Raw genomic sequence first — 22,525 nt, forward strand, 5'->3', positions numbered from 1 at the left:
GGGCATTAACATTACGTTTTTGCCTTATTTTTTTACCAACCGTCCAATACACACTGCATGGTATAGGGTTCGGTCTTCGATAGGGGAAGGTCTTGTAGTTCATCGCCCAGGTAATTGCCTTCGGCCATACCCGTAACATTGTTAAAACGGTAAGACCAGCAGTACCTTAGGTTGGGATGCGCTTCGGAGTAGGTCACTAAATTATCGACCAATACGGCATTGTCAAAATCGGTAAACGACATAAAATAACCGTAAAATTTATTACGCCTTACATCGGCATCCGAACTTTTGTACATATACATGCCACAACTGTTACAAACATTGTCATGAACATAGGTCGCACGGTTATGTCCTTTGTCCCCGCCACCTGAATACTGTATATAGCCTAACCGGCCATTGACCGAGCCATCGACCATGGTAATGGTATTTCGGGCTATGATGTTATGGGTTTTGTGCCAGCTTACAATGGGGCCGTCTACATAGGTGCTTCCTTCCCCTTGCTCCATAACGTTATCCAATATATAGACATTTTTACCACTTGTATTTACGATATCACCTCCCGTATTATGATGGAAATAGTTGTCTTGGATCAAGATATCTTCATCTACTCGGCCGGCACCCTCAATATCGATTCCAAATTGCGGGCTCGTTCCCTTTATATGATGAATCTCATTGTCGGTAATCGTAATGCGCGTACCGCCCACAATAGAAATTCCCTGCCTTCTGTTATTATAAATATCATTGTTGGTAAATGTAACATCGGTAGCCTCCAATACTAGGGAACCGTCGCCCGTGGTATTTCTGATAATCATATTATCTACAAGAACAATATTGCTGTCGTTCCAAACACAAATACCGTGGCCCTCGTCATGAGCAGTGTTTCCGTCGCTCTCCCGTGGGGTAAAAACATGGGTATCCCTATCTCCTTGAACAATACCGTCCCTGATTATTATATTATCGCCATCTAAACTGATTACACAATAGTTCCACTTGTCATTGGTATCGATTTCCAAAATAGCACCTTCACTAAATACGAACTCCGTATTCCCATGAATTTCAATACCCCCTTGGTATATATCGTTTTTCTCTTCCCCGACCAGGTAGTGGCCTTCAGGCAAGATTACCCGCCCATATCCTTCGTCGTGCGCCCAATCGATAGCGGCCTGTAGGTTTGCCGTGGTTTTAAGAGGGTCGGTTCCGTCATTTGGAATATCCCACTGCTCCAAGTCTATCGTATATTCCTTGGTGTCGGCCATACTCGGCAATTCAACTTTGAACTTTAGCTTAGGCAAGCCTTGGTCGTCTAAGTCCTCGGAATCGGCTCCATAAGTAGAAGTCGTTCCCCCTAGGTCTAGCACATCCTTTTTACATCCGGCCAGTGAAAGCAGCACGAAGATCAGTAGGTAAGTTGTTAGGTTTCTCATTTCTATAGAAAATAGGGCTTTACACCAATTGAAACTCCTTTTTAAAATGAATAGTATGTGTATTTTCCATTTTTCGATAGATTACACCGTATGAACGGGGCATCCTAAGCCGTAGAAAACCGCTTGATCAGGAGACATCCCGCGAAAGCAAATTCCAACTACATCAAAACATTTACTATATTGTAATGCAGCTGAAGTGTTTGGCCTTAACGGGATTTATTTTCGGGGGATTAAAACCGTTGGCCGAACAACATCGGAATATGACAAAAAGAATAAGCCTGATCCTTATATGTTTTACCTTGGGCAACCTGTTCGCACAAAGTGATAGTACCGAGATACGCCCCCGAACAAACCTGATCAAAAAAAGTATTTTACCCCTGTCGCTCCTCACTACCGGTATCCTCTTATCCGATAGCGGGTGGGAGCAAAGCCTGAACGCCACCATCGTTGATGGGGTAGGCAACGACTTTCGCACGCATATTGACGATTTTTCGAGATATGCCCCCATAGCCACACTGGTTATTGCAAACGTAGCCGGTGTCAAGGCGAGACACCACTGGTTCGACCAGACCAAAAAACTGGCCGTTTCCATGATCTTGACCGATGTGTTCACCAGGGCCATAAAAAATTCGGTGTACAAGCTCAGGCCCGATGGTTCCGACAAAAATGCCTTTCCTTCCGGGCATACCTCCATCGCCTTTGCGTCGGGTGCGGCAGTCTACGAAGAATACAAAGACACCAATCGATACCTGGCCTATAGCGGCTATGGATTTGCCACCCTTACGGGAGGTTTACGCTTGGCCAATAACAAACATTACCTATCGGATGTATTGGCCGGGGCGGGAATTGGTATTCTAGTGACCCGGCTCGTTTATCATTTTGACTATCTCTTTCAATGGAACCCCTTTTTAAAATGGAAAAACGTAAGCCTTATTCCCCGCTATAGCGATAGGACACTGGGACTCTATTTTTCCAAATCCTTTTAAGCTTGAAGCTAGCAAAAGCGGCCCCAAATTCTTGGCTCTTTCAAAAAAATAGTTGCATATTGCAATTAATTAAATTCAAAAATCATCAAAACAGAGCAGTTCAACTCTTCCTCGCGACTCATAAGTGCCACAGAACGACTTCTATCGGCGCATTTGCAACGCGCCTTTCAGGAAAACGGCGTTGAAATCACCATTGAACAATGGCGGATTTTGTTCTATTTATGGAAAGAGGACGGTATCAACCAACAGGAACTGGCCAAGCGGTCGAAGAAAGAAAAAAGTACCATGACCCGCCAGCTGGATACTTTGGAAAAAAAAGGATTGCTCATAAGACGCTGCCTTGATGAGGACAAGCGCAACAAACAAATATTTTTGACAAAACAAGGAAAGGCACTTGAAAACAAGGCCTTAAGCATTGCCAATACGATAACGGAACTATCGGAAAATGGTATCGCCCCCGATGAATTGGCACAGTTCAAACAGGTTTTGCACAAAATTATAGAGAACTTAGAATAGATGTTTATAGACAACGATCAAATAGAGAAGCTTTTACCCATGTCGGAGTGCATTGAGGTTATGCAGGCACTGTTTCTCTTAAATGCCGAAACGGATATCGTCAATCCACTCCGCACGACCATGCCCTTACACAATGACAGCCATGGAATTATGGGCATGATGCCCGCCTACATACGCCCGTATGAAGTCATGGGGATCAAAGTGTTGAGTATTTTTCCCGATAACTATAAGAAAGGACTCAGCTCGCACCAAGGGGTTATCCATCTCTACGAAACGCGTACGGGACAGTTAATGACAAGTTTGGATGCCGATGGTATTACGGGAATCAGAACAGCGGCCGTAAGCGCCTTGGCCACAAAGCACTTGGCGATTCCTAAGGCCAAGACTTTATGTATTCTTGGTAGTGGGGTACAGGCAAGAAAGCACATTGAGGCCATGCTTGAAATCCGCGATATCGAAAAGATTACCCTATGGAGCCTCAACAAGAGTAGTGCAGTACGACTTGCCGGCGATATGGAGCAATACAAGGAAATTGATTTTAAGGTCTGCGACACCGTAAGGGAAGCGGCCATCGACGCCGATATTATCTGTACGGTTACCGCCGCTACGGAACCTATATTGGAAAACGCCTACCTAAAACCCCATGTTCACATCAATGCCGTAGGGGCCTGTACGGCAACCACCAGGGAACTTGCCTCAGAAATCATCAATACCTCTGATGTGTTTGTAGACAACCGGGTTTCGGCGGCCAATGAGGCAGGAGAGCTGTTGCTTCCGGCCAAGGAAAACGGTCATGATGCCCTTGACTTCGTAAAAGCCGATATGTCGGAACTATTGAAAGATTCCAGCCTGTACGATGCATCCAAAAAAACGGTGTTCAAGTCACTGGGTATCGCCTCTGAGGACTTGGCTGCGGGACTGCATTGCTATACTAATTTGAAGGGATAATCCCTACAGCACAAATATTGAACGGCTACCGTCGATTGCTTTATCAACCTCGCTTATATCCCTGAATCCCAACCCCTTCAAATGGGTTACCGATTCTCTATTGCCATTCACTGAAAAGAACCGCCTATTCACTGATTCTTCAAAATAGCAGTCTTTCTATTCCGCATCTTTGTACCCTAATACAAATTCTCAAACCCATTTAAAATGAAAAAAATAAGCCTATTGCTCGTACTGGCAATGCAACTTACCTTTATCGTTTCCTGTTCCGACGATGATGTGACCAATACAGACAGCGACTCGGAGACTACCGAGGAGCTCAACGACGAAACAGGGGATGAAGACGCCTATGTTGAACAGTACGCCGATACCGATTTTGAGGCCACGGATTGGACCGACGCAACACACAGCAAATCGGCCGACCCTGATTTTGAGGAAGTCTTTGCCGACAACGCCGTAAAACGTATAGACCTAGTGATTACCGAAGAACGTTGGCAGAGCATGCTTGACAACATGACGTCGTTATACGGTGAATTTGGGGGCGACTTCGGTGCCGGAAGTGGCCCTGGGGCAGGAGGCCCACCTGCTGGAGGAGCCGGTGGGGGAGGACTGGTAGAAATCGACGAGGACCCGATTTTCGTACCTGGTGAAGTTTTCTATAATGGAAAGGAATGGTATCGCGTAGGCCTTCGCTTTAAAGGAAATTCAAGTCTACAATCAAGCTGGTCCAGTGGTATCTTAAAACTATCGTTCAAGCTCGATTTTGATGAATTTGAAGATGAGTACCCACAAATTGACAACCAAAGATTCTACGGTTTCAAAAAACTAAGCCTTAAAAACAATTACAACGACAAATCGATGTTACGCGAAAAAGTGGCCACCGATGTATTCAGGGAAGCCGGATTGGCCAGTTCACATGCCGCTATTTACGAAGTGTATGTTGACCATGGCGACGGTCCTGTTTACTTTGGGGTATACACCATGGTAGAGGAAGTAGACGATACCGTAATCGATACCCAGTTTAGCGATAACGACGGCAACTTGTACAAACCTGACGGCGATGGGGCCAGTTTTGCCGAAGGCACTTTCTCCGAAGAGGTCTTTGTTAAGAAAACCAATGAAGACGAAGCCGATTATTCCGACATCCAAAGCCTTTTTGCCGCACTACACGCCGATAATCGAACAAGCGACCCCGAAGCTTGGCGAGCCAATTTGGAGACTGTTTTTGACACCGATACCTTCTTAAACTATCTGGCGGTGAATACGGTTATTCAAAACTGGGATACCTATGGTAGAATGACACACAACTACTTTCTTTACAACAATCCCGATACCGAAAAACTGGCATGGATTCCGTGGGATAATAACGAAGCCCTACAAAGAGGAAATCAAGAAGGCGCCTTGGCCTTGGATTTCTCCGACCTAAATGAAACGGAATGGCCCTTGATCGGTTATCTATACGAAGATGCCACCTACAAGGCCAAGTACGACGACTATGTTCGCGAAGTAGCCAGCAATATCTTTAGCGTAAGTAATATGCAGGCCAAATATTCGACCTATGCCGCATTGGTAGAGCCCTATGCTACCGCTGAAGTCGAAGGATACAGTTTCTTGAATTCAAGCGCCGATTTTCAGGCAGCCATAAGTGAACTGAACAGCCATGTGTCGGAAAGGGCAACGGCAGTCGATAATTATTTGAATTAGTAATATGGATGTAGTGTGATGATGCTGATATAATTCTAGAGGGGGAAATCCGGTTGCCATAGGTAACCGGATTTTTTATTATTACCATGGTTTAGAACCTAAACCGTATCGATAAGGAAAACTGGCTTATGGGTGGAAGCTTCGGTATATTCGTTTGTCCGGCAAATATCCCTACTTCCAAGACCCTCTTTTTCTTCATTCTATAACCAAGGCCCAAGTTCACGTTGATTAGGCCTCCCTGCTCGCTCCCACTACCTTGATCGATGTCATAGGTCTTTCCCACACGTGTAAACAAATAGGTCTTCTCGTTCACATCGTATTTAAAAACTAGGGAAGGCGTAATTTGCTCATGCGTTCCAAACTTGGCGTAATTGCGTTCTAGGCCGGCGCTGAACTTTTCAGATAACTGGTAATCAAAATAACCTGTTGTAAAGACTTCTCCGTTTATACCCACGGGAGTCTCAAATCGGTATTGCGATAAATTGGTGATCAATAAGGAATCTAGGGAGACCTGTTCTTTAGGGGCTATTTGACCATACAGGGAGGAAGAAAAATAGAAACCGAAAATCACAACTACAAGATTCCGCATGAATATAGCTTTTAGCACACCTTTTTCCAAATACAGGAAATAGACTACATCAGGTTTGGAGAAGGACTATTTTTTGATAGAAGTTTAACAGTGATGCTTACCATAGAAGAAAAAAGCTCATGGCTTCGTTCTAAATTCCTTTTCCGATATCATCACAAAAATTCCATCGATAAAATTCGGGGTTCCGTATAGTCAAAAGGGCCAGACTTCTATTCCTTTTTATAGTGTAGCCACATAGTTTCACCTTTGAAGTGTTAATTAAAAATACGCTTAAATGAAACTATATATACTAATGGCAAGTTTTTTAGTCGCCCAGATCGCTTTTGCCCAAGAAGCAGATACTTCTTCGGCCCCTAAAGTGTGGTCTTTGCAAGATTGTATCTCCTATGCCATAGAGAACAATATCACGGTCAAGGATGCCACCTTGAGCAAGAACATTTCCGAAGTAGACTACAGCAAGGCCAAATCATCACGATTGCCCAATCTTTTCGGTAGCGCCTCACAGGGATTCTCCAACGGAACCACCATAGACCCGATTACCAGCGATTATGTGTCGGACCAGATCCACAACACCAATTTGGGAGTCAATAGTTCCGTGACCTTATTCCAAGGGAACCAGATCAATAACCAGATCCAACAGAACAAACTGCTTCTGGAGCAAAGTAGTCTATTGGAAGAGGAAGCCAAGAACAGTATCGTAATCAGCATCTTGGAAACCTACCTACAAACACTTTACAGTAAAGAAGGAATCACCATTGCCGAAAGCAATCTTGAAGCATCGGAAAAAGAAGTGCTAAGGGCCAAATCACGCCTAGATGCCGGGTCTATAGCATTGAGCGACTACACCGAGGCCCAAAGTCAGGCCGCCACCAACAAATATCAGTTGATCGCCGCCAAGAACGACTATGCACAACACATCATAACCCTGAAACAGTTATTGGAACTATCACCTTTGGAAACCATGGAAATTGAGACCATGGCCGAAAACTCCGACCTAATCAACCTCGAACTCAACAAAGAGATCATTTATAGCAATGCCCTAGCATATTTACCCGAAGTGGAAGCGAGCCAGACGAACATCGCCATAAACGAAAAGGAACTGGATATTGCAAAAGGAGGTTACTTGCCCACCTTATCCTTGGTCGGTAGCCTAGGAACAGGATACACCAGCCTGAACGACAACACCTTTGGTGATCAATTAGATGTCAATTTCAACCAGAAATTAGGGTTAAGCCTAAGCATTCCCATCTTCAATAGAAACCAAACCAAGGCCGCGGTAAAGACCGCTGCAATAAATATTGAAAGAGCCCAATTACAAAAGCAAAGTGTAGAGAAAGAAGTCATAAAAAAAGTAGAAACGGCCTATGAAAATGCCGTGTCATCGCAAGAACAGCTTATTGCGGCCCAAGCCTCTTTGGAAGCGGCGGAGCAGTCCTACAAATTGGCCCAGAAAAAATACGAATTGGGGGCCCTAAGTACCACGGACCTAGTGATCAGCCAAAACACTTACACCAATGCCCAACAGAACTATTTACAAGCCAAATATCTAAATATTCTTTACCATCAACTCTTACAATTCTATCAAGGAAACGAAATTAAACTTTAACTAAAATGAAAAATAAAAGAAAAATCATAATAGGCGGTCTTGCCTTGGTTCTCATAGCTTTTGTCGCATATAGCTTTCTAAACGGAGGTGATAGCGTAACGATTGAAGCAAAGACGGTAGCGGCCCAAAAAGGAAATGTAACGACCATGGTTACGGCAACCGGAACCATTGAGCCCATCACCCAAGTGGAAGTAGGTACCCAGGTATCGGGGGTCGTCGAAAAGATCTATGTGGATTATAACAGTGTGGTTACCGAAGGACAACTGATTGCCGAGTTGGACAAAACAAACCTCAAGGCCGCTACCGTTCAGGCACAAGCGGCCTATGACAATGCGGTCAGTCAGAGAAACTACACCAAGACCATCTACGAAAGACAAAAGACCTTGTTCGAAAACCAAGTTATTAGCCAATCGGATTTCGATGATGCGGTATACAATTACGAAACGGCAAAAGGTAACGTAACCCAACGTTTATCGGACCTACAAAAGGCCAAGACCAATCTGGAATACGCCAATATCTATTCTCCCATAGACGGGGTCGTACTGTCGAGGGATATTGACGAAGGCCAAACGGTCGCGGCCAGTTATAGTACGCCCACGCTTTTTACCATTGCACAAGACCTAAGGGAAATGCAAGTAGAAGCCGATGTAGATGAAGCCGATATAGGGCAGGTTCAAGAAGGCCAACGCGTAAGTTTTACGGTAGATGCCTATCAAGGAGAGATATTTTCCGGAATCGTAACACAGGTGAGGCTCAACCCCACGGTAACCTCAAATGTAGTTACCTACACCGTGGTCATTAAAGCCGACAACCCTGACTTGAAGCTTAAACCAGGACTAACGGCTACCATTTCCATATACACCTTGGAATTGAAGGATGTACTATCGGTCGAAGCCAAGGCCATCAATTTTAAACCGAGCCCGCCGGAACTAATGGCTTACAACAAACAACAGAACCTAAGTATGGCCCGACCCGAACACCCTATGGAATCGGATGAAGAAGCGACCGTAGTTTGGATCTACGGAGCCAATGGGGCCATATCTCCACAGAAAGTGACCCTAGGGGCCAGCGATGGGGTAAAGGTTCAGATTTTGAGCGGAATAAAAGAAGGCGATCAATTGGTCTACAGTCTAAAATCGGAATCCACTATAGCCACCTCTGAACCTAGCGGCTCAAGTGAAAGTCCTTTTATGCCCAAACCACCGGGAAGCAAAAAGAAATAACAAACAGCCATGAGCAAAGAGATCATTAAAATACAAGATTTAAAACGCGACTTTACCATGGGCACTGAAACGGTCCATGCGCTACGGGGTATCTCGTTCGCCATTAATGAAGGCGAGTTCGTGACGATTATGGGATCGAGTGGTTCTGGAAAAAGTACCTTACTGAATATTTTGGGCTGTTTGGACCAACCTACATCGGGCACGTATGAAATTGACGGGCTAAAAGTAAAGGATCTGAGCCGAAACGAGTTGGCTACCATCCGCAACGAGAAAATCGGTTTTATTTTTCAATCGTACAACCTGTTGGCACGTACTTCGGCCATTGAGAACGTAGAACTTCCCCTTTTGTACAATAGCAAGGTCTCTACCGAAGAACGTCGTGAACGTGCCATAAAGGCATTGGAAATGGTAGGTTTGGCCGACCGCCTGCACCATACACCTTCACAGCTTTCGGGCGGTCAGCAGCAGCGTGTGGCCATTGCCCGTTCATTGGTGAACAATCCGGTAATGATCCTGGCCGATGAGGCTACGGGAAATTTGGACACCCGCACATCTTACGAGATCATGTCGCTTTTTCAAGAACTGAACAAGCAGGGCATCACCATCACCTTTGTTACCCACGAACCCGATATTGCCACCTTTAGTAGTAGAACTATCGTATTGAAAGATGGTAATATCATTCAAGATTACTTGAACGACAACATACAATCGGCAGCAGAAGAATTAGCAAAATTACCTAAAGAAGACCATTGACCATGAGACTATTAAACTTATTAAAAATAGCCTATAAAGCTATTGTCCTTAACAAGTTAAGGACCTTATTGACCATGTTAGGAATCATTATTGGCGTGGCTTCGGTAATCGCCATGTTGGCTATTGGCGAAGGTTCCAAGGAAAGTATTCGCAGTACGATCTCGAGTATGGGTTCGAACATGATCACGATACGGCCGGGCGAAGATGTGCGCGGAGGGGTACGGCAAGATGCCAGTGCCATGGAATCGCTTACCCTAGATGATTATTACGCCATTAAAGAAAAGACCGAGTTATTGAGTTATGTTTCTCCCTTGGTCAATGGGGGCGGTCAGGTCATAAACGGATCAAATAACTGGCCTTCTACGATTTACGGGGTAAACCCCGAGTATTTAGACATTAAGGTGGTCGGCCTGCAAAGCGGAAGCATGTTTACCGATGCCGAAGTAAAGTCCGCCTCCAAGGTAGCCGTGATCGGGCAAACGGTGGTCGATAATGTCTTTCCCGATGGAACCGACCCCGTTGGGCAAATGATCCGTTTTAACAACATTCCCTTTATGGTCATCGGGGTACTCGAGGAAAAAGGGGAAAACACCTTTGGCCAAGATCAAGACGATGTGGTCATTGCCCCTTATACCACGGTTCAAAAGCGTATTCTGGCCATTGACCATTTAAACCAGATCATGGCCTCTTCCATTAGTGAGGAAGACGCTCCGGATGCCGTTGAGGAAGTGACCGAAATTTTACGGGCCCAGCACAAACTATCCGCCACCGAAGACGATGACTTTCATGTTCGTTCTATGGAAGAATTAATTTCTACCTTTAGCTCCACCAGTGAAATGCTGACCATTCTTTTGGTAGCCGTAGCGGGTATTTCATTGCTGATCGGCGGTATAGGGATTATGAACATCATGTATGTTTCGGTAAAGGAACGTACCAAGGAAATCGGTCTGCGAATGGCCGTAGGAGGGAAGGGTTCCGATATTTTGATGCAATTTTTGATCGAGGCCATCCTTATTAGCATTACCGGTGGTGTCCTTGGGGTCATCTTAGGATTGGGAGCTACCGTTTTTATTGAAAAGTTCTTACATTGGCCCACAAGTGTGGCCTTATATTCCATAATCATATCCTTTGCCGTATGTGCGGTTACAGGTATATTTTTTGGATGGTACCCCGCAAGAAAAGCTTCGGTCTTAGACCCGATTACCGCATTGCGCTATGAATAAAACAGTTATGTATAAAAACAAAAAAGTAATATTCTTTCAGCATCTACTGATATGGCTTGTCCTATTTAGTATGCCCTATATATTATCATACGGGCAAGATCCGGATATCAATAGGCTTATCGCCCACTTTTTGGTCCCGATGTTGTTCTATGCGATTATTTTCTATCTCAATTTTTTCCTTCTGATAGACAAGTTCTTGTTTCCCAAGAAAACCCTTAGGTTCATCCTTATCAACCTTATGGCCATTGCTTTCTTTATGTTTTTGAAAGAACTGATAGAGGACCTCTTTTTTCAAGATCTTACGCGAAAACCTCCGGGTGATAATACAAAAGATGGGCCGCCCATAAAACTGTTCCTATATGTGCAGATGATTTCCTATGCGGCACCCGTACTTTTTTCCATTGCGATAAAAACCACGAAGCAATGGATGAGGACGGAAGCGGAACGCAAAGAGGCCATTAATTTTAAACTACAGACCGAACTGCAGCATTTGCGCTATCAATTACAGCCGCATTTCTTTTTCAATTCGCTGAACAATATCTACTCATTGGTCGATATTTCCCCGGAAAAGGCCAAATCTACCATTCATAGCCTAGGGAAGCTCATGCGCTACCTTTTGTACGAAACCAATACGGAATTGGTGCCCCTCTCCAAGGAGATTGAATTTATGAGAAAGTATATTGACCTTATGAAATTGAGGATTTCGGACAAGACGGAAGTGGAATCTAGTTTTCCGGTTGCCGATCCCTCTATAAAAATTGCCCCGCTATTATTTATATCCTTGATAGAAAATGCTTTTAAACACGGGGTTTCCGCCAATAGGGAAAGCATTATATCCATTGATATGACGACGCAAAAAAACACGGTGAACTTTACTATAGAGAACCACAATTTCCCGAAAGAAGACAATGACAAAAGCGGTTCGGGCATCGGCTTGAAAAATCTTGAAAAACGTTTGCAGTTATTATATCCCAATAAATATACCTTTGAAAAGGAACTCAAAACGGGGGTTTATAGGGTTCATCTAACAATAGAAACTAACTAAGCATCATAGGGCCCATATTTTTTTGAATAGTATTGAAAATGATAAACCAAATACTCTAATCCAATTATAACTATGTTGTGAATAATATTTCTTAGTGTTATTAAATAAGTACAATAACCTTACTCAAGTTATCTTATTTCATAGACACAATTCGTTCAAACTTTAATATATGAAAGATGCCTCTAAGCAAACGCTTGTAGAGCTTTTTAAAAAACTTTGGGATTACGTTAAACCTTATAGAAAATTGGTCATTGCGTCTTTAATCCTAACCATAATTGGCGCATTATTGGCGCAGGTTAATGCGTTAGTATTACGCTACACCGTTGATGAATTAACAACCTTAAGTAACGCTAATAAAACACTAAAAGAAGGGTTTACGCTATTAGCCATAATTAGCATTATTCTTCTATTAAAAGAAGGTTTTTATGCACTAGTACAATTTGGTCAAAAGTTCTATGGAGAAAAAATGAAAATTTACATTTCAAAAGACTTTGCGCAAAACATTGTAGAACGCATATTGACTTACAAAATGGCCTTTTACAGTTCTCCAACTAATGAAAGCGGCAAATTACAAACCAGAATAGATTTAGGCGTTACAAGCCTTACGCAGTTGGTAAAAAACTTTTTTATTGACATATTACCTTTATTCTTTAATGCTTTTGTCGCTTTAATTATCATGTTTAACGCCAACGTATATGTGGGATTAGTGAGTCTATCAATTATTCCACTTTTCTTCTACATAAGCAGTCTACAAGCTAAAAAATTGAAAGGCTTTAGACGCACCATGAGGAAGTATAGAGAAACAAAAAATAATGGCATTATTGGTTTAATAAATTCTATTACCGTTATAAAATCTTTTACAAGAGAAAGTTTTGAAAGTAAAAAGCACGAAGCCATTCAGTTAGACATGACTGAAAATCAATTACAAACAAGAAAATTAAGTTTCTTATTTGACGGATTGAAGAAATTCACAGAACAATTTGGAGTCGTAATTATTATCATATTAACCGCTTATTTTGTTTTAAATGGTAGCATGACTATCGGCGCCATAATGTTTCATATTTTACTATTTAACAATGTATCGGCACCTATACAACAATTGCATCGCATATATGACGAAGTACAAGATGCGATAATATATTCGGATGCGTTTTTTGAAATTATGGACGCCGATGAAGAAACAGAATTAAGTGGTACTTATATTCCCGAAAAATTCACCGGTACTTTTGAAATTGAAAATGTAGATTTTGCATATCCTAACGGAACTAAAGCCCTTTATGATGTTTCCATGGTTTTTAAACCCAATACGATAAATGCTCTAGTTGGTCTAAGTGGTGCTGGAAAAAGTACAGTGATTAATTTGTTAGATAAGTTCTACGCACCCACTTCAGGTAAAATACTTTTAGATGGTGTTGATTTACAAGAGTATGATACGCATTGGTTAAGAGATAACATCGGATTGGTATTACAAAAGAACCATATATTCAATGGTAGCATTAAAGAAAACATCCTTTACGGAAAAGAAAATGCTACAGACGACGAGGTTGTAGCAGCAGCAAAACAAGCCTATATTCATGAGCAAATTATTCAATTGCCAGAGGGCTATAATTCAAAAGCAACATTATTATCTGGAGGACAACAACAGCGGGTTTCTATAGCACGATTATTTCTAAAAAACCCTCCTATTATTTTTCTTGATGAACCCACGGCGAGTTTGTATGCCATAGCAACTGAAAAAATCAAGAAAAGTTTAGACGCCATAAAAAAAGGGCGAACGGTAATCGTTATTTCCCACAGTATTTCTCAAATAATTGACGCCGAAAATGTCATTGTTTTAGAAAAAGGAAAAGTTATCGAACAGGGTACGCATGAAGCATTATATAATAATGAAAGTGCTTATTTCAAAATATTTAATGCGATGGCAAATAGCTTAAATATTGATAAAATTAAAAACACATTAAAAGAATAAATTTCTGATTTTAATTTCAAAACAACTATAAAGATTAAAGCGAAAGACTATGAAATATTTAATTTTAATTATCCTCGTCGTCTTATCTTTTAGTTCTATTTCCGCTCATGAAGGTGGACATGGAATTCCATTAAAACAATGGGAGTTAGCAACAAATAAATTATTCAAAGCCGATTTTATTAAATATGAAAACGATGAAGTTTGGCTTTTGGATAGCGACCATACTATTAGAATCTTTCAGATTTCAGATTTTTCGGACGAAGATCAAAAGTATATTAAAAACAAAAGTGAATATATCCATTCTTTAAACACCAATACGACTATTGAAAGTGGTTCGCAATCATTTTCAAGTTATAATGGGGCGCTCATTGGTTTGGGTATTTTTCTTTTGTGCTTCTCTCTTTTTAAATTGATAAAACAAAAAAAATCAATTTACCTGATCCATGGCGTACTTGGTTTAGGTGTTGTTTTAATTGTATCGTGCAAAGACACTAGCATCCCTAAAACCGGGAGAAGGGAAGTACCATCAAATGACGTTTCACTGATGCAAACCTATTTTGGCAAGTTTGAAGGTGTTACAACACGTTCAGACGAAAACTATCTCTATGTTTCATCAAATGGCCTACCGGATCACGACATGATGGTAGGTATAACAAACTGGCAACAACAAGTTCCTATTAACCAAGATTACACGGGAGATAATAGTTGGGCCATTCCCATCCATCCAAAAATGGCGGAACATCCGCTATCTACAAAAACCAATTTGTTAAAAGGTGCAATTGCCGTTGCCGTAAACGGAATTCCCATTTTCAACCCTTTGAACAATAGGGGGGAAGATGCCAATGCTATTGGGGAATTGGACAATTGGGGCGGACATTGTGGTCGTGCAGACGATTATCATTATCATTTACCGCCATTACACCTACAAGATCAAGTGGGCACCGGCAACCCCGTGGCCTATGCCGTAGATGGTTTTCCTGTCTATGGTGAAACAACGGACACCTTGGATGCCTATTTAGGAAAAACAAACCCCGATGGTTCGTATCAATACCACACCATTAAGGAATATCCCTATTTTATTGCGGGCATGAGAGGGGAAGTACAATTAGACCCAAAAACTAAAGCGCCCGAAAATCAGGTGTACCCCCAACCGAGAACACAGGAACTGCGACCTGCATTAAGACCCTTACGAGGTGCTAAAATTATCGATTTTAAATCGTTGGGAGAAAATTCATATGCCTTGACATACAGCCTGGATTCAAAGGAATATACCATAAATTATGGTTGGAACAGCGCAGGTACCTACACCTATGAATTTATAAATCCCGATGGTACATCAACCGTTGAAACCTATAAGCCGAGACAAAAATGAGCTATTCAAAATACTTAATCCCCATATGTTTCCTTTGTTTAATGTCCTGTAAAAACCGGGACAAAGCGATTACAAAAGTTAATCACGATGATTTTAAAACGATCCATTCCGATTTTAAACTAACAAGTGTCGCGATAGGGAATGGCGTTTTATTGGATGCCTACAAGTGTGAAGAGAAGGTAAACGATGTTGAAAACTCCATACCGCTTTCGTGGCAAAATGTACCTGAGGGCACTAAATCTTTAGCCATCGTTATGTACCATTATCCGAAAAAGGATGATAAGACCGAGGTCAATTCGTATCTGTTATTATGGGGCATTGACCCTGAAACAACCGAAATACCATATAAAATGGCTTCCAAAGGATCTTGGTTTATGGGATCGAATAAAGATGGTACGGCCATTTCCTATACATCGCCTTGTTCTCGTGGAAAAGGCAAACACGAATACACCATAGCCCTTTATGCCTTATCGGAAACACCTGCTTCCTTACCTAGGGAACACAGTTTAAGTGTAGATTACAATGTATTTATGAATGCATTGGCCACCGTGAAAATTATTGATAGGACGACTTTAACATTTGTAGACTCTAATTAAATTAAAACAAGCATAAAATGATGTACGTAAAGAACTTTATACCAGTGCTTTTTTTCGCCTGTTTCACCTTGATAGCGTGCAAAAATAGTAAAAAAAATAAACCTGAAAATCCAGAAACTTATACAGGAATAGCTTCTGTATCACAAGGGCCGGCAACCGTGCTTACTCAAAACATATTTGAATGTGATAGAGGTAGAAAAGCGCCAATTGGTACATCTACTGCAACAGATGGTAGTCAATGGACGGTTCCCGCTGAGGTTAATTTTACCGATGACAGCTTTCCTTTTGCTTCGGATTTGTTTAATCCTTGTACAAAAGTGGAATATCGATCTGCCGATGAGGCATTGGCCGCTTTGGATGGGACGGATATAATAGAAGTGGATGCCGATGGCGAACTGATTACGGCCTATGTATTTGCCGATAACTATTTTGAAATGTACATTAATGGCGTTCCTGTGGGAAAAGACAATGTGCCTTTTACACAGTTCAATTCCAACATCCTTCGATTTAAGGTGAACAGGCCTTTTACGATAGCCATGAAATTGGTCGATTGGGAAGAAAACAGTGGCTTGGGCTCCGAGGCCAACAGGGGGCAGGCATTCCATCCGGGAGATGGCGGTATGGTCGCCGTGTTTAAAGATGCCAAAGGTGATATAATTGCCACAACAAATTCCGATTGGAAGGCCCAAACATTTTACACGGCACCCTTAAGGGATTTGTCCTGTGCATCAGAACAAGGATCCCTAAGGTTAAGCGATGCTTGCAGTACCGAAGACTCCAATGATGGTACATCGTATTACGCGTTGCATTGGAAAACACCTTTAAATTGGCAATCGGCTGATTTTGATGATGGCGAATGGCCTAATGCAACCGAGTTTACCAACAATACTATAGGTGTCGATAATAAACCGGCATATACCAATTTTACGGATGTTTTTGATAATAGTGCGGCTGATGCCCGATTTATATGGTCTACCAATGTAATTTTAGACAACGAAGTACTGGTTAGGTACACAGTAGATTAAATACAAAAAATTACTTTTGGTCAAAACAAAACCTAAATGGAAGCAATACAACTGAAGTGCATGATCGTAGACGACGAGCCTATGGCCCTGAACCTAGTGGAGAGCTATGTGGAAAAAACGCCCTATCTGATACTGAAAAAGAAATGCAATAGCGCCATAGAAGCTATTGAATATATCCGAACCGAAACGGTAGACCTACTCTTTTTAGATATTCAGATGCCCGACCTTACAGGACTCGAATTTTCTAAAATGCTGCCCAAACATACCCGGGTCATTTTTACCACGGCCTTTGACCAGTATGCCTTGGAAGGCTTTAAGGTAGAAGCCTTGGATTATTTGTTGAAACCTTTCGACTATGCCGAGTTTTTGACCGCTTCTAACAAAGCCTTGGAATGGTTTACCCTGCTTCGAGGCCAACACAAAACCTCGATTTCCGATGAAAAGGAATTTCTCTTTGTAAAATCGGAATACAAGCAGTTGCGCATTAAACTCTCCGATGTACTCTATTTTGAAGGCTTAAAGGACTATATCAAGATATGGCTGAAAGACAATCCCAAACCGGTGCTCACCTTGATGAGCCTAAAAAATCTGGAAGAGGAACTACCCGAAGCCCAATTTATGAGGGTACACCGCTCATTTATCGTATCCTTAAAAAACATTGAAGTCGTTGAGCGAAGCCAAATCGTTATCAACGACCAGCGGATTACGGTTTCGGAGCAATACAAGCCAAAGTTTTTGGAGTTTATCAATGACAATTCATTGAACACCTGACTTCTTCCATTATCGTCCTAGTGTATATCTAGATTTTTACCCAAAAAGGAAAAGAGCCGATTTCCCACTAAAATATAAAAGCCCGAATAAGCCTAAGTGGTTCAAAATAAAGGCGTAGCTTTGCCGCTTCAAAAAAAAGTCTATGAAGCGTATCGGTCAGTATAAGAAGTTATTTGGAATTGAAAAGGAGATTGAACTTAAGGCACTTAAGTCAACCTACCGCAATTTGGTCAAGGAATGGCATCCGGATAAATTTCAAGAAGGCGACGCCAAACGCGAAGAGGCCGAAGTCAATAGCCGAGCTATCATCGACGGATACCACTTTTTGGTGAGTATCGCCCCTGAGACCATAGCGGCAAATTTGGAAGCCTATACCGAAACGATAAACAATTCGGGTATTGCCGATTACGTACACAAGGGCATGCTTTTGGAAATTACCTTTTTAGACGGTACTACCTATGAGTATTTTGGTGTTACCAAGCCCGTTTATATGAAAATGGTCAATTCCAATAAATTGAACCGTTTTGCGAAACGTAGCATTTACCCAAACTACATTTACAGAAAATCCAAACGTACGCTTCAAGAAGCTTAAGCCTTGTTTTTTAATACCATTACAAAAGGGGCTTATTCTTTTAAGTCCCTTTTTTTCAATCAAATCGTCCGTCTTTTTACACAATTCGCCGACGCCCCCTGCCTATCTTTGCTTAAATTTATCATATGTCGAAATCATTTTCAGCTTTAGGGATCAACGAACAACTGCTACAGAGTTTAGCCCACCTAAAAATTTCCGTTCCCACCGATATTCAAAAGAAAACCATTCCCGTCTTATTAAAGCAAAAGGATGATGTAGTGGCCTTGGCCAAGACGGGAACCGGTAAGACCGCGGCTTTTGGCCTGCCCTTGCTTCAATTGATACATACCGATAAAACAGAGGTACAGGCCGTTATTCTATCGCCAACACGGGAATTGGGGCAACAGATCTACGAGAACCTGGTTTCCTTTGCGGCCCATAGTCCCGCTATATCCATTGCTTCCGCTTGTGGCGGTATTCCCATAAAACCACAAATAGAACGGTTAAAGGAAACAACGCATATTATCGTAGCTACACCCGGCCGATTGATCGACCTGATCCAACGGAAGGCCGTTAGCCTAAAAAAACTAAGGTACTTGGTCTTAGACGAGGCCGACGAGATGGTAACCGCCCTGAAAACGGACTTGGATACCCTAGATGCCGAGATGCCCAAATCGAGACGTACATTGCTCTTTACCGCCACCATGCCGGGAACGGTAAAGCAATTGGTACAGAACTATATGTCGAAGCACGTAGTGCACCTAGAGGCCGATATGGCACAAATGGGCCACCAAGGCATCGACCATAAATATATGGTAGTCGAACCTATTGAAAAACTCGAGGTGCTGCTCCACTTTTTAAATAGCAAAGAAGGGGAGCGCGGAATCATCTTCTGCAAGACCAAAGCGGCAGTGAATAAACTGGCAAAGAAATTGGCCATCAACAAATTTTCTTCCGGATCCATTCACGGTAGTCTCACCCAAGGAATCCGAGATCGGATCATGGGGCAGTTCAGGGAAGGGTTTATCGATACTCTTGTAGCTACGGATTTGGCCGCCCGTGGTATTGACGTTAAGGAAATATCCTATGTGGTGAATTACCACTTGCCCGACACCTATGAAGCCTATGTACACCGAAGCGGCCGTACGGCTAGGGCAGGGGCAAAGGGACTTTCATTAACCATTATCCAAGAAGAGGAACGGAAAGACATTCCGGAATTTGAAAAGGAACTGGGACTCGTTTTCAACGAACTTAAAAAACAAGGGGCCGAAGATAGGGAAGAAACCAATTTGGTACTGTGGGCCAAGAAAATTTTCAAGACCAAACCGAACCGAAACCTTTCCCCGGAAACTAAGGAAAAAATAAAAACCATTTTCCATCATTTGACCAAGGAAGAATTGATAGAAAAAGTACTGGCCGACCATGTGATGCACCACACCACGGCCAACCACAAAATAGAGGCGTCTTCAAAGCACTGATCCATGGCCAACAACATTCGTAATCAACAGGATATTTTAGCGAAACTCAAGATTTCGGCATTGAACCCCATGCAAGAGGAAGCCCTTGACACCATTGCAAAAACCACCAACACGGTTTTGCTTTCGCCAACGGGCACCGGTAAGACCTTGGCCTTTCTTTTGCCCCTTATCGACAGCCTAGATCCCGAGTGTACCGAAATACAAGCCTTGATCTTAGTGCCCTCACGCGAACTGGCCATACAGATCGAACAAGTGGTCCGTGATATGGGCTCCGGTTTTAAGGTGAATGCGGTATACGGCGGTCGACCTATTTCCAAGGATAAAATTGAATTAAAGCATACACCAGCGATCCTCATAGGTACACCGGGAAGGATTGCCGACCATTTTGGTAGCGGTCGTTTTTCTAAAACGGATATCAGGACCTTGGTCTTGGATGAGTTTGACAAATCGCTAGAAACGGGATTTGAAGGTGAAATGAGTACGATCATCAACCAATTGCCCCATCTGAACAAGCGTATACTTACTTCCGCTACACAGGGGGTTGAAATTCCGAAATTCGTTCGATTGGACCAAGCCGTAACCATCGATTACCTAGCGGCCAAAAAAGAATCGAAACTGACCATAAAAACCGTGATTTCACCGGATAAGGATAAATTACGGACCTTGGCCGAACTGCTGCTCCACCTTGGCGACCAACCCGGAATCATCTTTTGCAATTTTAGGGAGAGCATCGAACGTGTCAGCGGGTTTTTAGATAAAAACAGAATCCAATATACCTGTTTTTCAGGGGGGATGGAACAAAGGGACAGGGAACGTTCATTGATCAAATTCAGAAATGGCACTAGCCGAATATTGATCGCTACGGATTTGGCGGCAAGGGGCATAGATATTCCCGAGTTGAAGTATATCGTTCATTACGAACTTCCCAGGGCCGTAGAGGAATTCACCCACCGTAATGGCAGAACGGCCCGTGTAGATGCCAAAGGAACGGCCTATGTCTTGCAATACAAAAATGAACATGTACCCGAGTTCATCAAAGGTGCCGAAAGTATCGCTATTGGCGAAAAAACGGCCCGCAAACCCCAGTTGTGGGAAACCCTGTTTATTTCCGGCGGCAGAAAGGACAAGATCTCAAAAGGGGATATTGCCGGACTCTTCTTTAAGCAAGGGGGTATCAAAAAAGATCAGTTGGGCGTTATCGAGCTCAAACAAGATTGTGCCTTTGTGGCCGTTCCCTTGTCGATTGCCGATCAGTTAGTCGGAACATTGAACAACTCGCGCTTAAAGAACAAGAAAGTTCGCGTTTCCATTTTGTAAAAATAGCGATAATCGCCCCTTAATTTTAATGAAAAACTTAAACTTGGGCGCCGATTATTTGTCACCTATCAGCGGCTTCCTTTAAAATTCCCCCTCCGAAATGGGGCCAAACCCCTCTTTTGAAGAGCAAAAAGACATGGATAAGGCATAAAAAACACCTAATCTTAATCGAGTACATTTTACGGATATCTTCCTAAAACCACAACTTACCACAGAATACCGTCTATAATCATTGAACAATGAGTGCATATTTAGGCCAAATGGGCCGAAATTCAATGAATACTTAAAAGTTGGTTTTATAAGAAGTTGAAAATAAGTAAATTAAAATGTTGAATGTTGGGAAATTGGCGCCATCTTTGCAAAACAATAAGTACTATAAATTTTTAATTACATTACAATGAGTAAAGGAACAGTAAAATTTTTCAATGATACAAAAGGATTTGGTTTTATCACTGAAGAAGGCGTTGAAAAAGATCACTTTGTACACGTTTCAGGATTAGTTGACGAGATTCGCGAAGGCGATGAAGTTGAATTCGATCTACAAGAAGGCAACAAAGGTTTGAACGCAGTGAACGTAAAAGTTATCTAATACATATACTTTAAGTTTTACAAAAGCCCATCTTAATCGATGGGCTTTTTTTGTGCCCAAAAATTTTACCCGAACAGCTTCCCGACATGCACAGTGCCTTCGTTGTGGCGGCCTCAACTAGGCCAGCCAAGGATCCGGATCAATTCCCAAGCCATTAAAAATTTAATAAGGACAAGCGCCCCATTCGTCTATAACTTTAAGAGTTGTATAGATATAAATGCGGTATTGGTCTATATACTTCTTCCCCTTCAATTTATAAGACTACTTTTGCAGCTCTATAAACAAGTACTAAACATAAAGTCATGAAAAAAGTAATAGCATCGGTGGCTCTCGTAGCCGCTTTATCAAGTTGTAATAGTGTAAAGAACGTAAACACATCCAATGTAGCGGATGCCGCAACACTGTTGAGTTCATTGAGCTCAAATTCGACCGTTCAACAAGTGGCCAGTTTATTTAGCCTATTGGATACGGATAAGAACGAAGCCATCAGCTCAACGGAAGCTATCGGTTCGGTTTCGGAGAACTTTGAACAATTGGATTCGGATAACAATTCAAGTCTTAACCTTACGGAACTACAAGGCCTTCTTGCTTTGCTGAAATAATAGGGGAGGAAAAGTATCGTATAACTAGGCGTGTTCTATTCGAATACGCCTTTTTTGTACCCTAAATTTAAAATACCGTGGTTTTCTACATCTATAGAATCCCCCAATTCATAGATTGAAAACATCCCCTCGTCTAGTTTGTGATAAAAACAGCCATGTGAAATTAAACCGAGGTGAAAAATAAGTGTCAAAGTAGTGATCGCAATCCTAAAAGTTTAACT

Annotated in this window: 21 protein-coding genes; 19 read left to right on the forward strand and 2 right to left on the reverse strand. The window is 42.3% G+C overall.

Translation table 11 applies throughout. The annotated features are described in order from the left end of the window. Nucleotides 1-32: 32 nt before the first annotated feature. A complete protein-coding gene (locus B4Q04_RS09210; RefSeq protein WP_088696628.1) occupies nt 33-1,424 on the reverse strand; it encodes a right-handed parallel beta-helix repeat-containing protein in 1,392 nt (463 codons plus the stop codon). Between the two features lie 260 nt (nt 1,425-1,684). Between B4Q04_RS09210 and B4Q04_RS09215 the strand changes: the two genes are divergently transcribed. The 4 genes from B4Q04_RS09215 (at nt 1,685) to B4Q04_RS09230 (ending at nt 5,575) form a co-directional block, all read left to right on the forward strand. Continuing rightward, nucleotides 1,685-2,410 (forward strand): phosphatase PAP2 family protein, encoded by a 726-nt coding sequence (locus B4Q04_RS09215; protein ID WP_161496058.1) that lies wholly within the window; start codon nt 1,685-1,687, stop codon nt 2,408-2,410. A gap of 153 nt (nt 2,411-2,563) precedes the next feature. After that, the gene (locus B4Q04_RS09220) at nt 2,564-2,926 is read left to right on the forward strand and encodes a MarR family winged helix-turn-helix transcriptional regulator (RefSeq protein WP_013995593.1); all 363 of its coding nucleotides are present in this window, start codon (nt 2,564-2,566) and stop codon (nt 2,924-2,926) included. Next, nucleotides 2,927-3,874, forward strand: a complete 948-nt coding sequence (locus tag B4Q04_RS09225; RefSeq protein ID WP_088696630.1) for an ornithine cyclodeaminase family protein — start codon at nt 2,927-2,929, stop codon at nt 3,872-3,874. It abuts the gene before it with no gap. A 204-nt stretch (nt 3,875-4,078) separates the two neighbouring features. After that, nucleotides 4,079-5,575: a CotH kinase family protein gene (locus tag B4Q04_RS09230; protein WP_013995595.1), complete on the forward strand. Its 1,497-nt coding sequence runs from the start codon at nt 4,079-4,081 to the stop codon at nt 5,573-5,575. Nucleotides 5,576-5,666: 91 nt separating this feature from the next. Here the strand turns inward: B4Q04_RS09230 and B4Q04_RS09235 are convergent, their stop codons facing one another. Then, a complete protein-coding gene (locus B4Q04_RS09235; protein WP_088696631.1) occupies nt 5,667-6,164 on the reverse strand; it encodes a hypothetical protein in 498 nt (165 codons plus the stop codon). A 274-nt stretch (nt 6,165-6,438) separates the two neighbouring features. On the opposite strand from B4Q04_RS09235, the gene B4Q04_RS09240 reads away from it, so the two are divergent. From B4Q04_RS09240 to B4Q04_RS09310, 15 genes are all read left to right on the forward strand, one after another. Beyond that, the gene (locus B4Q04_RS09240; RefSeq protein WP_088696632.1) at nt 6,439-7,770 is read left to right on the forward strand and encodes a TolC family protein; all 1,332 of its coding nucleotides are present in this window, start codon (nt 6,439-6,441) and stop codon (nt 7,768-7,770) included. Nucleotides 7,771-7,775: 5 nt separating this feature from the next. Further along, complete coding sequence (locus tag B4Q04_RS09245; protein WP_013995598.1) at nt 7,776-8,993, forward strand: efflux RND transporter periplasmic adaptor subunit; 1,218 nt, start codon at nt 7,776-7,778, stop codon at nt 8,991-8,993. A 9-nt stretch (nt 8,994-9,002) separates the two neighbouring features. After that, the gene (locus B4Q04_RS09250; protein ID WP_013995599.1) at nt 9,003-9,746 is read left to right on the forward strand and encodes an ABC transporter ATP-binding protein; all 744 of its coding nucleotides are present in this window, start codon (nt 9,003-9,005) and stop codon (nt 9,744-9,746) included. A 2-nt stretch (nt 9,747-9,748) separates the two neighbouring features. Then, nucleotides 9,749-10,969, forward strand: a complete 1,221-nt coding sequence (locus B4Q04_RS09255) for an ABC transporter permease (protein ID WP_013995600.1) — start codon at nt 9,749-9,751, stop codon at nt 10,967-10,969. A 70-nt stretch (nt 10,970-11,039) separates the two neighbouring features. Beyond that, nucleotides 11,040-12,014, forward strand: coding sequence for a sensor histidine kinase (locus B4Q04_RS09260; protein ID WP_231854776.1), 975 nt, complete (start codon nt 11,040-11,042; stop codon nt 12,012-12,014). Between the two features lie 169 nt (nt 12,015-12,183). Next, complete coding sequence (locus B4Q04_RS09265) at nt 12,184-13,983, forward strand: ABC transporter ATP-binding protein (RefSeq protein ID WP_088696633.1); 1,800 nt, start codon at nt 12,184-12,186, stop codon at nt 13,981-13,983. A gap of 49 nt (nt 13,984-14,032) precedes the next feature. Further along, nucleotides 14,033-15,355 (forward strand): YHYH protein, encoded by a 1,323-nt coding sequence (locus B4Q04_RS09270; protein ID WP_013995603.1) that lies wholly within the window; start codon nt 14,033-14,035, stop codon nt 15,353-15,355. Nucleotides 15,356-15,396: 41 nt separating this feature from the next. Then, entirely contained in the window at nt 15,397-15,951 is a 555-nt protein-coding gene (locus B4Q04_RS09275; RefSeq protein ID WP_052725623.1) for a YbhB/YbcL family Raf kinase inhibitor-like protein, read from the forward strand. A 17-nt stretch (nt 15,952-15,968) separates the two neighbouring features. Further along, nucleotides 15,969-16,976 (forward strand): hypothetical protein, encoded by a 1,008-nt coding sequence (locus B4Q04_RS09280; protein WP_088696634.1) that lies wholly within the window; start codon nt 15,969-15,971, stop codon nt 16,974-16,976. Nucleotides 16,977-17,012: 36 nt separating this feature from the next. Continuing rightward, complete coding sequence (locus B4Q04_RS09285; RefSeq protein ID WP_013995606.1) at nt 17,013-17,747, forward strand: LytR/AlgR family response regulator transcription factor; 735 nt, start codon at nt 17,013-17,015, stop codon at nt 17,745-17,747. Nucleotides 17,748-17,889: 142 nt separating this feature from the next. Then, nucleotides 17,890-18,339, forward strand: coding sequence for a KTSC domain-containing protein (locus tag B4Q04_RS09290; protein ID WP_013995607.1), 450 nt, complete (start codon nt 17,890-17,892; stop codon nt 18,337-18,339). Between the two features lie 125 nt (nt 18,340-18,464). Next, entirely contained in the window at nt 18,465-19,796 is a 1,332-nt protein-coding gene (locus B4Q04_RS09295; protein WP_088696635.1) for a DEAD/DEAH box helicase, read from the forward strand. A 3-nt stretch (nt 19,797-19,799) separates the two neighbouring features. Continuing rightward, a complete protein-coding gene (locus B4Q04_RS09300; protein ID WP_088696636.1) occupies nt 19,800-21,113 on the forward strand; it encodes a DEAD/DEAH box helicase in 1,314 nt (437 codons plus the stop codon). Between the two features lie 397 nt (nt 21,114-21,510). Further along, on the forward strand, nt 21,511-21,702 hold the full coding sequence (locus B4Q04_RS09305; protein ID WP_013995610.1) for a cold-shock protein: 192 nt from the start codon (nt 21,511-21,513) through the stop codon (nt 21,700-21,702). 302 nt (nt 21,703-22,004) lie between these two features. Further along, nucleotides 22,005-22,304 carry a hypothetical protein gene (locus B4Q04_RS09310; RefSeq protein ID WP_013995611.1) on the forward strand — a complete coding sequence of 100 codons (300 nt, stop codon included), beginning with the start codon at nt 22,005-22,007 and terminating at the stop codon, nt 22,302-22,304. Nucleotides 22,305-22,525 lie beyond the last annotated feature (221 nt).

Origin of the sequence: Zobellia sp. OII3 (assembly GCF_002211465.1) — a bacterium.
Lineage (GTDB): Bacteria > Bacteroidota > Bacteroidia > Flavobacteriales > Flavobacteriaceae > Zobellia > Zobellia galactanivorans.

What these genes read in the sequence shown, in the direction of transcription:
- B4Q04_RS09210 (WP_088696628.1), bottom strand. Translation starts at nt 1,424, where the DNA reads ATGAGAAACCTAACAACTTACCTACTGATCTTCGTGCTGCTTTCACTG.
- B4Q04_RS09215 (WP_161496058.1), top strand. Translation starts at nt 1,685, where the DNA reads ATGACAAAAAGAATAAGCCTGATCCTTATATGTTTTACCTTGGGCAAC.
- B4Q04_RS09225 (WP_088696630.1), top strand. Translation starts at nt 2,927, where the DNA reads ATGTTTATAGACAACGATCAAATAGAGAAGCTTTTACCCATGTCGGAG.
- B4Q04_RS09230 (WP_013995595.1), top strand. Translation starts at nt 4,079, where the DNA reads ATGAAAAAAATAAGCCTATTGCTCGTACTGGCAATGCAACTTACCTTT.
- B4Q04_RS09235 (WP_088696631.1), bottom strand. Translation starts at nt 6,164, where the DNA reads ATGCGGAATCTTGTAGTTGTGATTTTCGGTTTCTATTTTTCTTCCTCC.
- B4Q04_RS09240 (WP_088696632.1), top strand. Translation starts at nt 6,439, where the DNA reads ATGAAACTATATATACTAATGGCAAGTTTTTTAGTCGCCCAGATCGCT.
- B4Q04_RS09245 (WP_013995598.1), top strand. Translation starts at nt 7,776, where the DNA reads ATGAAAAATAAAAGAAAAATCATAATAGGCGGTCTTGCCTTGGTTCTC.
- B4Q04_RS09250 (WP_013995599.1), top strand. Translation starts at nt 9,003, where the DNA reads ATGAGCAAAGAGATCATTAAAATACAAGATTTAAAACGCGACTTTACC.
- B4Q04_RS09255 (WP_013995600.1), top strand. Translation starts at nt 9,749, where the DNA reads ATGAGACTATTAAACTTATTAAAAATAGCCTATAAAGCTATTGTCCTT.
- B4Q04_RS09260 (WP_231854776.1), top strand. Translation starts at nt 11,040, where the DNA reads ATGCCCTATATATTATCATACGGGCAAGATCCGGATATCAATAGGCTT.
- B4Q04_RS09265 (WP_088696633.1), top strand. Translation starts at nt 12,184, where the DNA reads ATGAAAGATGCCTCTAAGCAAACGCTTGTAGAGCTTTTTAAAAAACTT.
- B4Q04_RS09270 (WP_013995603.1), top strand. Translation starts at nt 14,033, where the DNA reads ATGAAATATTTAATTTTAATTATCCTCGTCGTCTTATCTTTTAGTTCT.
- B4Q04_RS09275 (WP_052725623.1), top strand. Translation starts at nt 15,397, where the DNA reads ATGTCCTGTAAAAACCGGGACAAAGCGATTACAAAAGTTAATCACGAT.
- B4Q04_RS09280 (WP_088696634.1), top strand. Translation starts at nt 15,969, where the DNA reads ATGATGTACGTAAAGAACTTTATACCAGTGCTTTTTTTCGCCTGTTTC.
- B4Q04_RS09285 (WP_013995606.1), top strand. Translation starts at nt 17,013, where the DNA reads ATGGAAGCAATACAACTGAAGTGCATGATCGTAGACGACGAGCCTATG.
- B4Q04_RS09290 (WP_013995607.1), top strand. Translation starts at nt 17,890, where the DNA reads ATGAAGCGTATCGGTCAGTATAAGAAGTTATTTGGAATTGAAAAGGAG.
- B4Q04_RS09295 (WP_088696635.1), top strand. Translation starts at nt 18,465, where the DNA reads ATGTCGAAATCATTTTCAGCTTTAGGGATCAACGAACAACTGCTACAG.
- B4Q04_RS09300 (WP_088696636.1), top strand. Translation starts at nt 19,800, where the DNA reads ATGGCCAACAACATTCGTAATCAACAGGATATTTTAGCGAAACTCAAG.
- B4Q04_RS09305 (WP_013995610.1), top strand. Translation starts at nt 21,511, where the DNA reads ATGAGTAAAGGAACAGTAAAATTTTTCAATGATACAAAAGGATTTGGT.
- B4Q04_RS09310 (WP_013995611.1), top strand. Translation starts at nt 22,005, where the DNA reads ATGAAAAAAGTAATAGCATCGGTGGCTCTCGTAGCCGCTTTATCAAGT.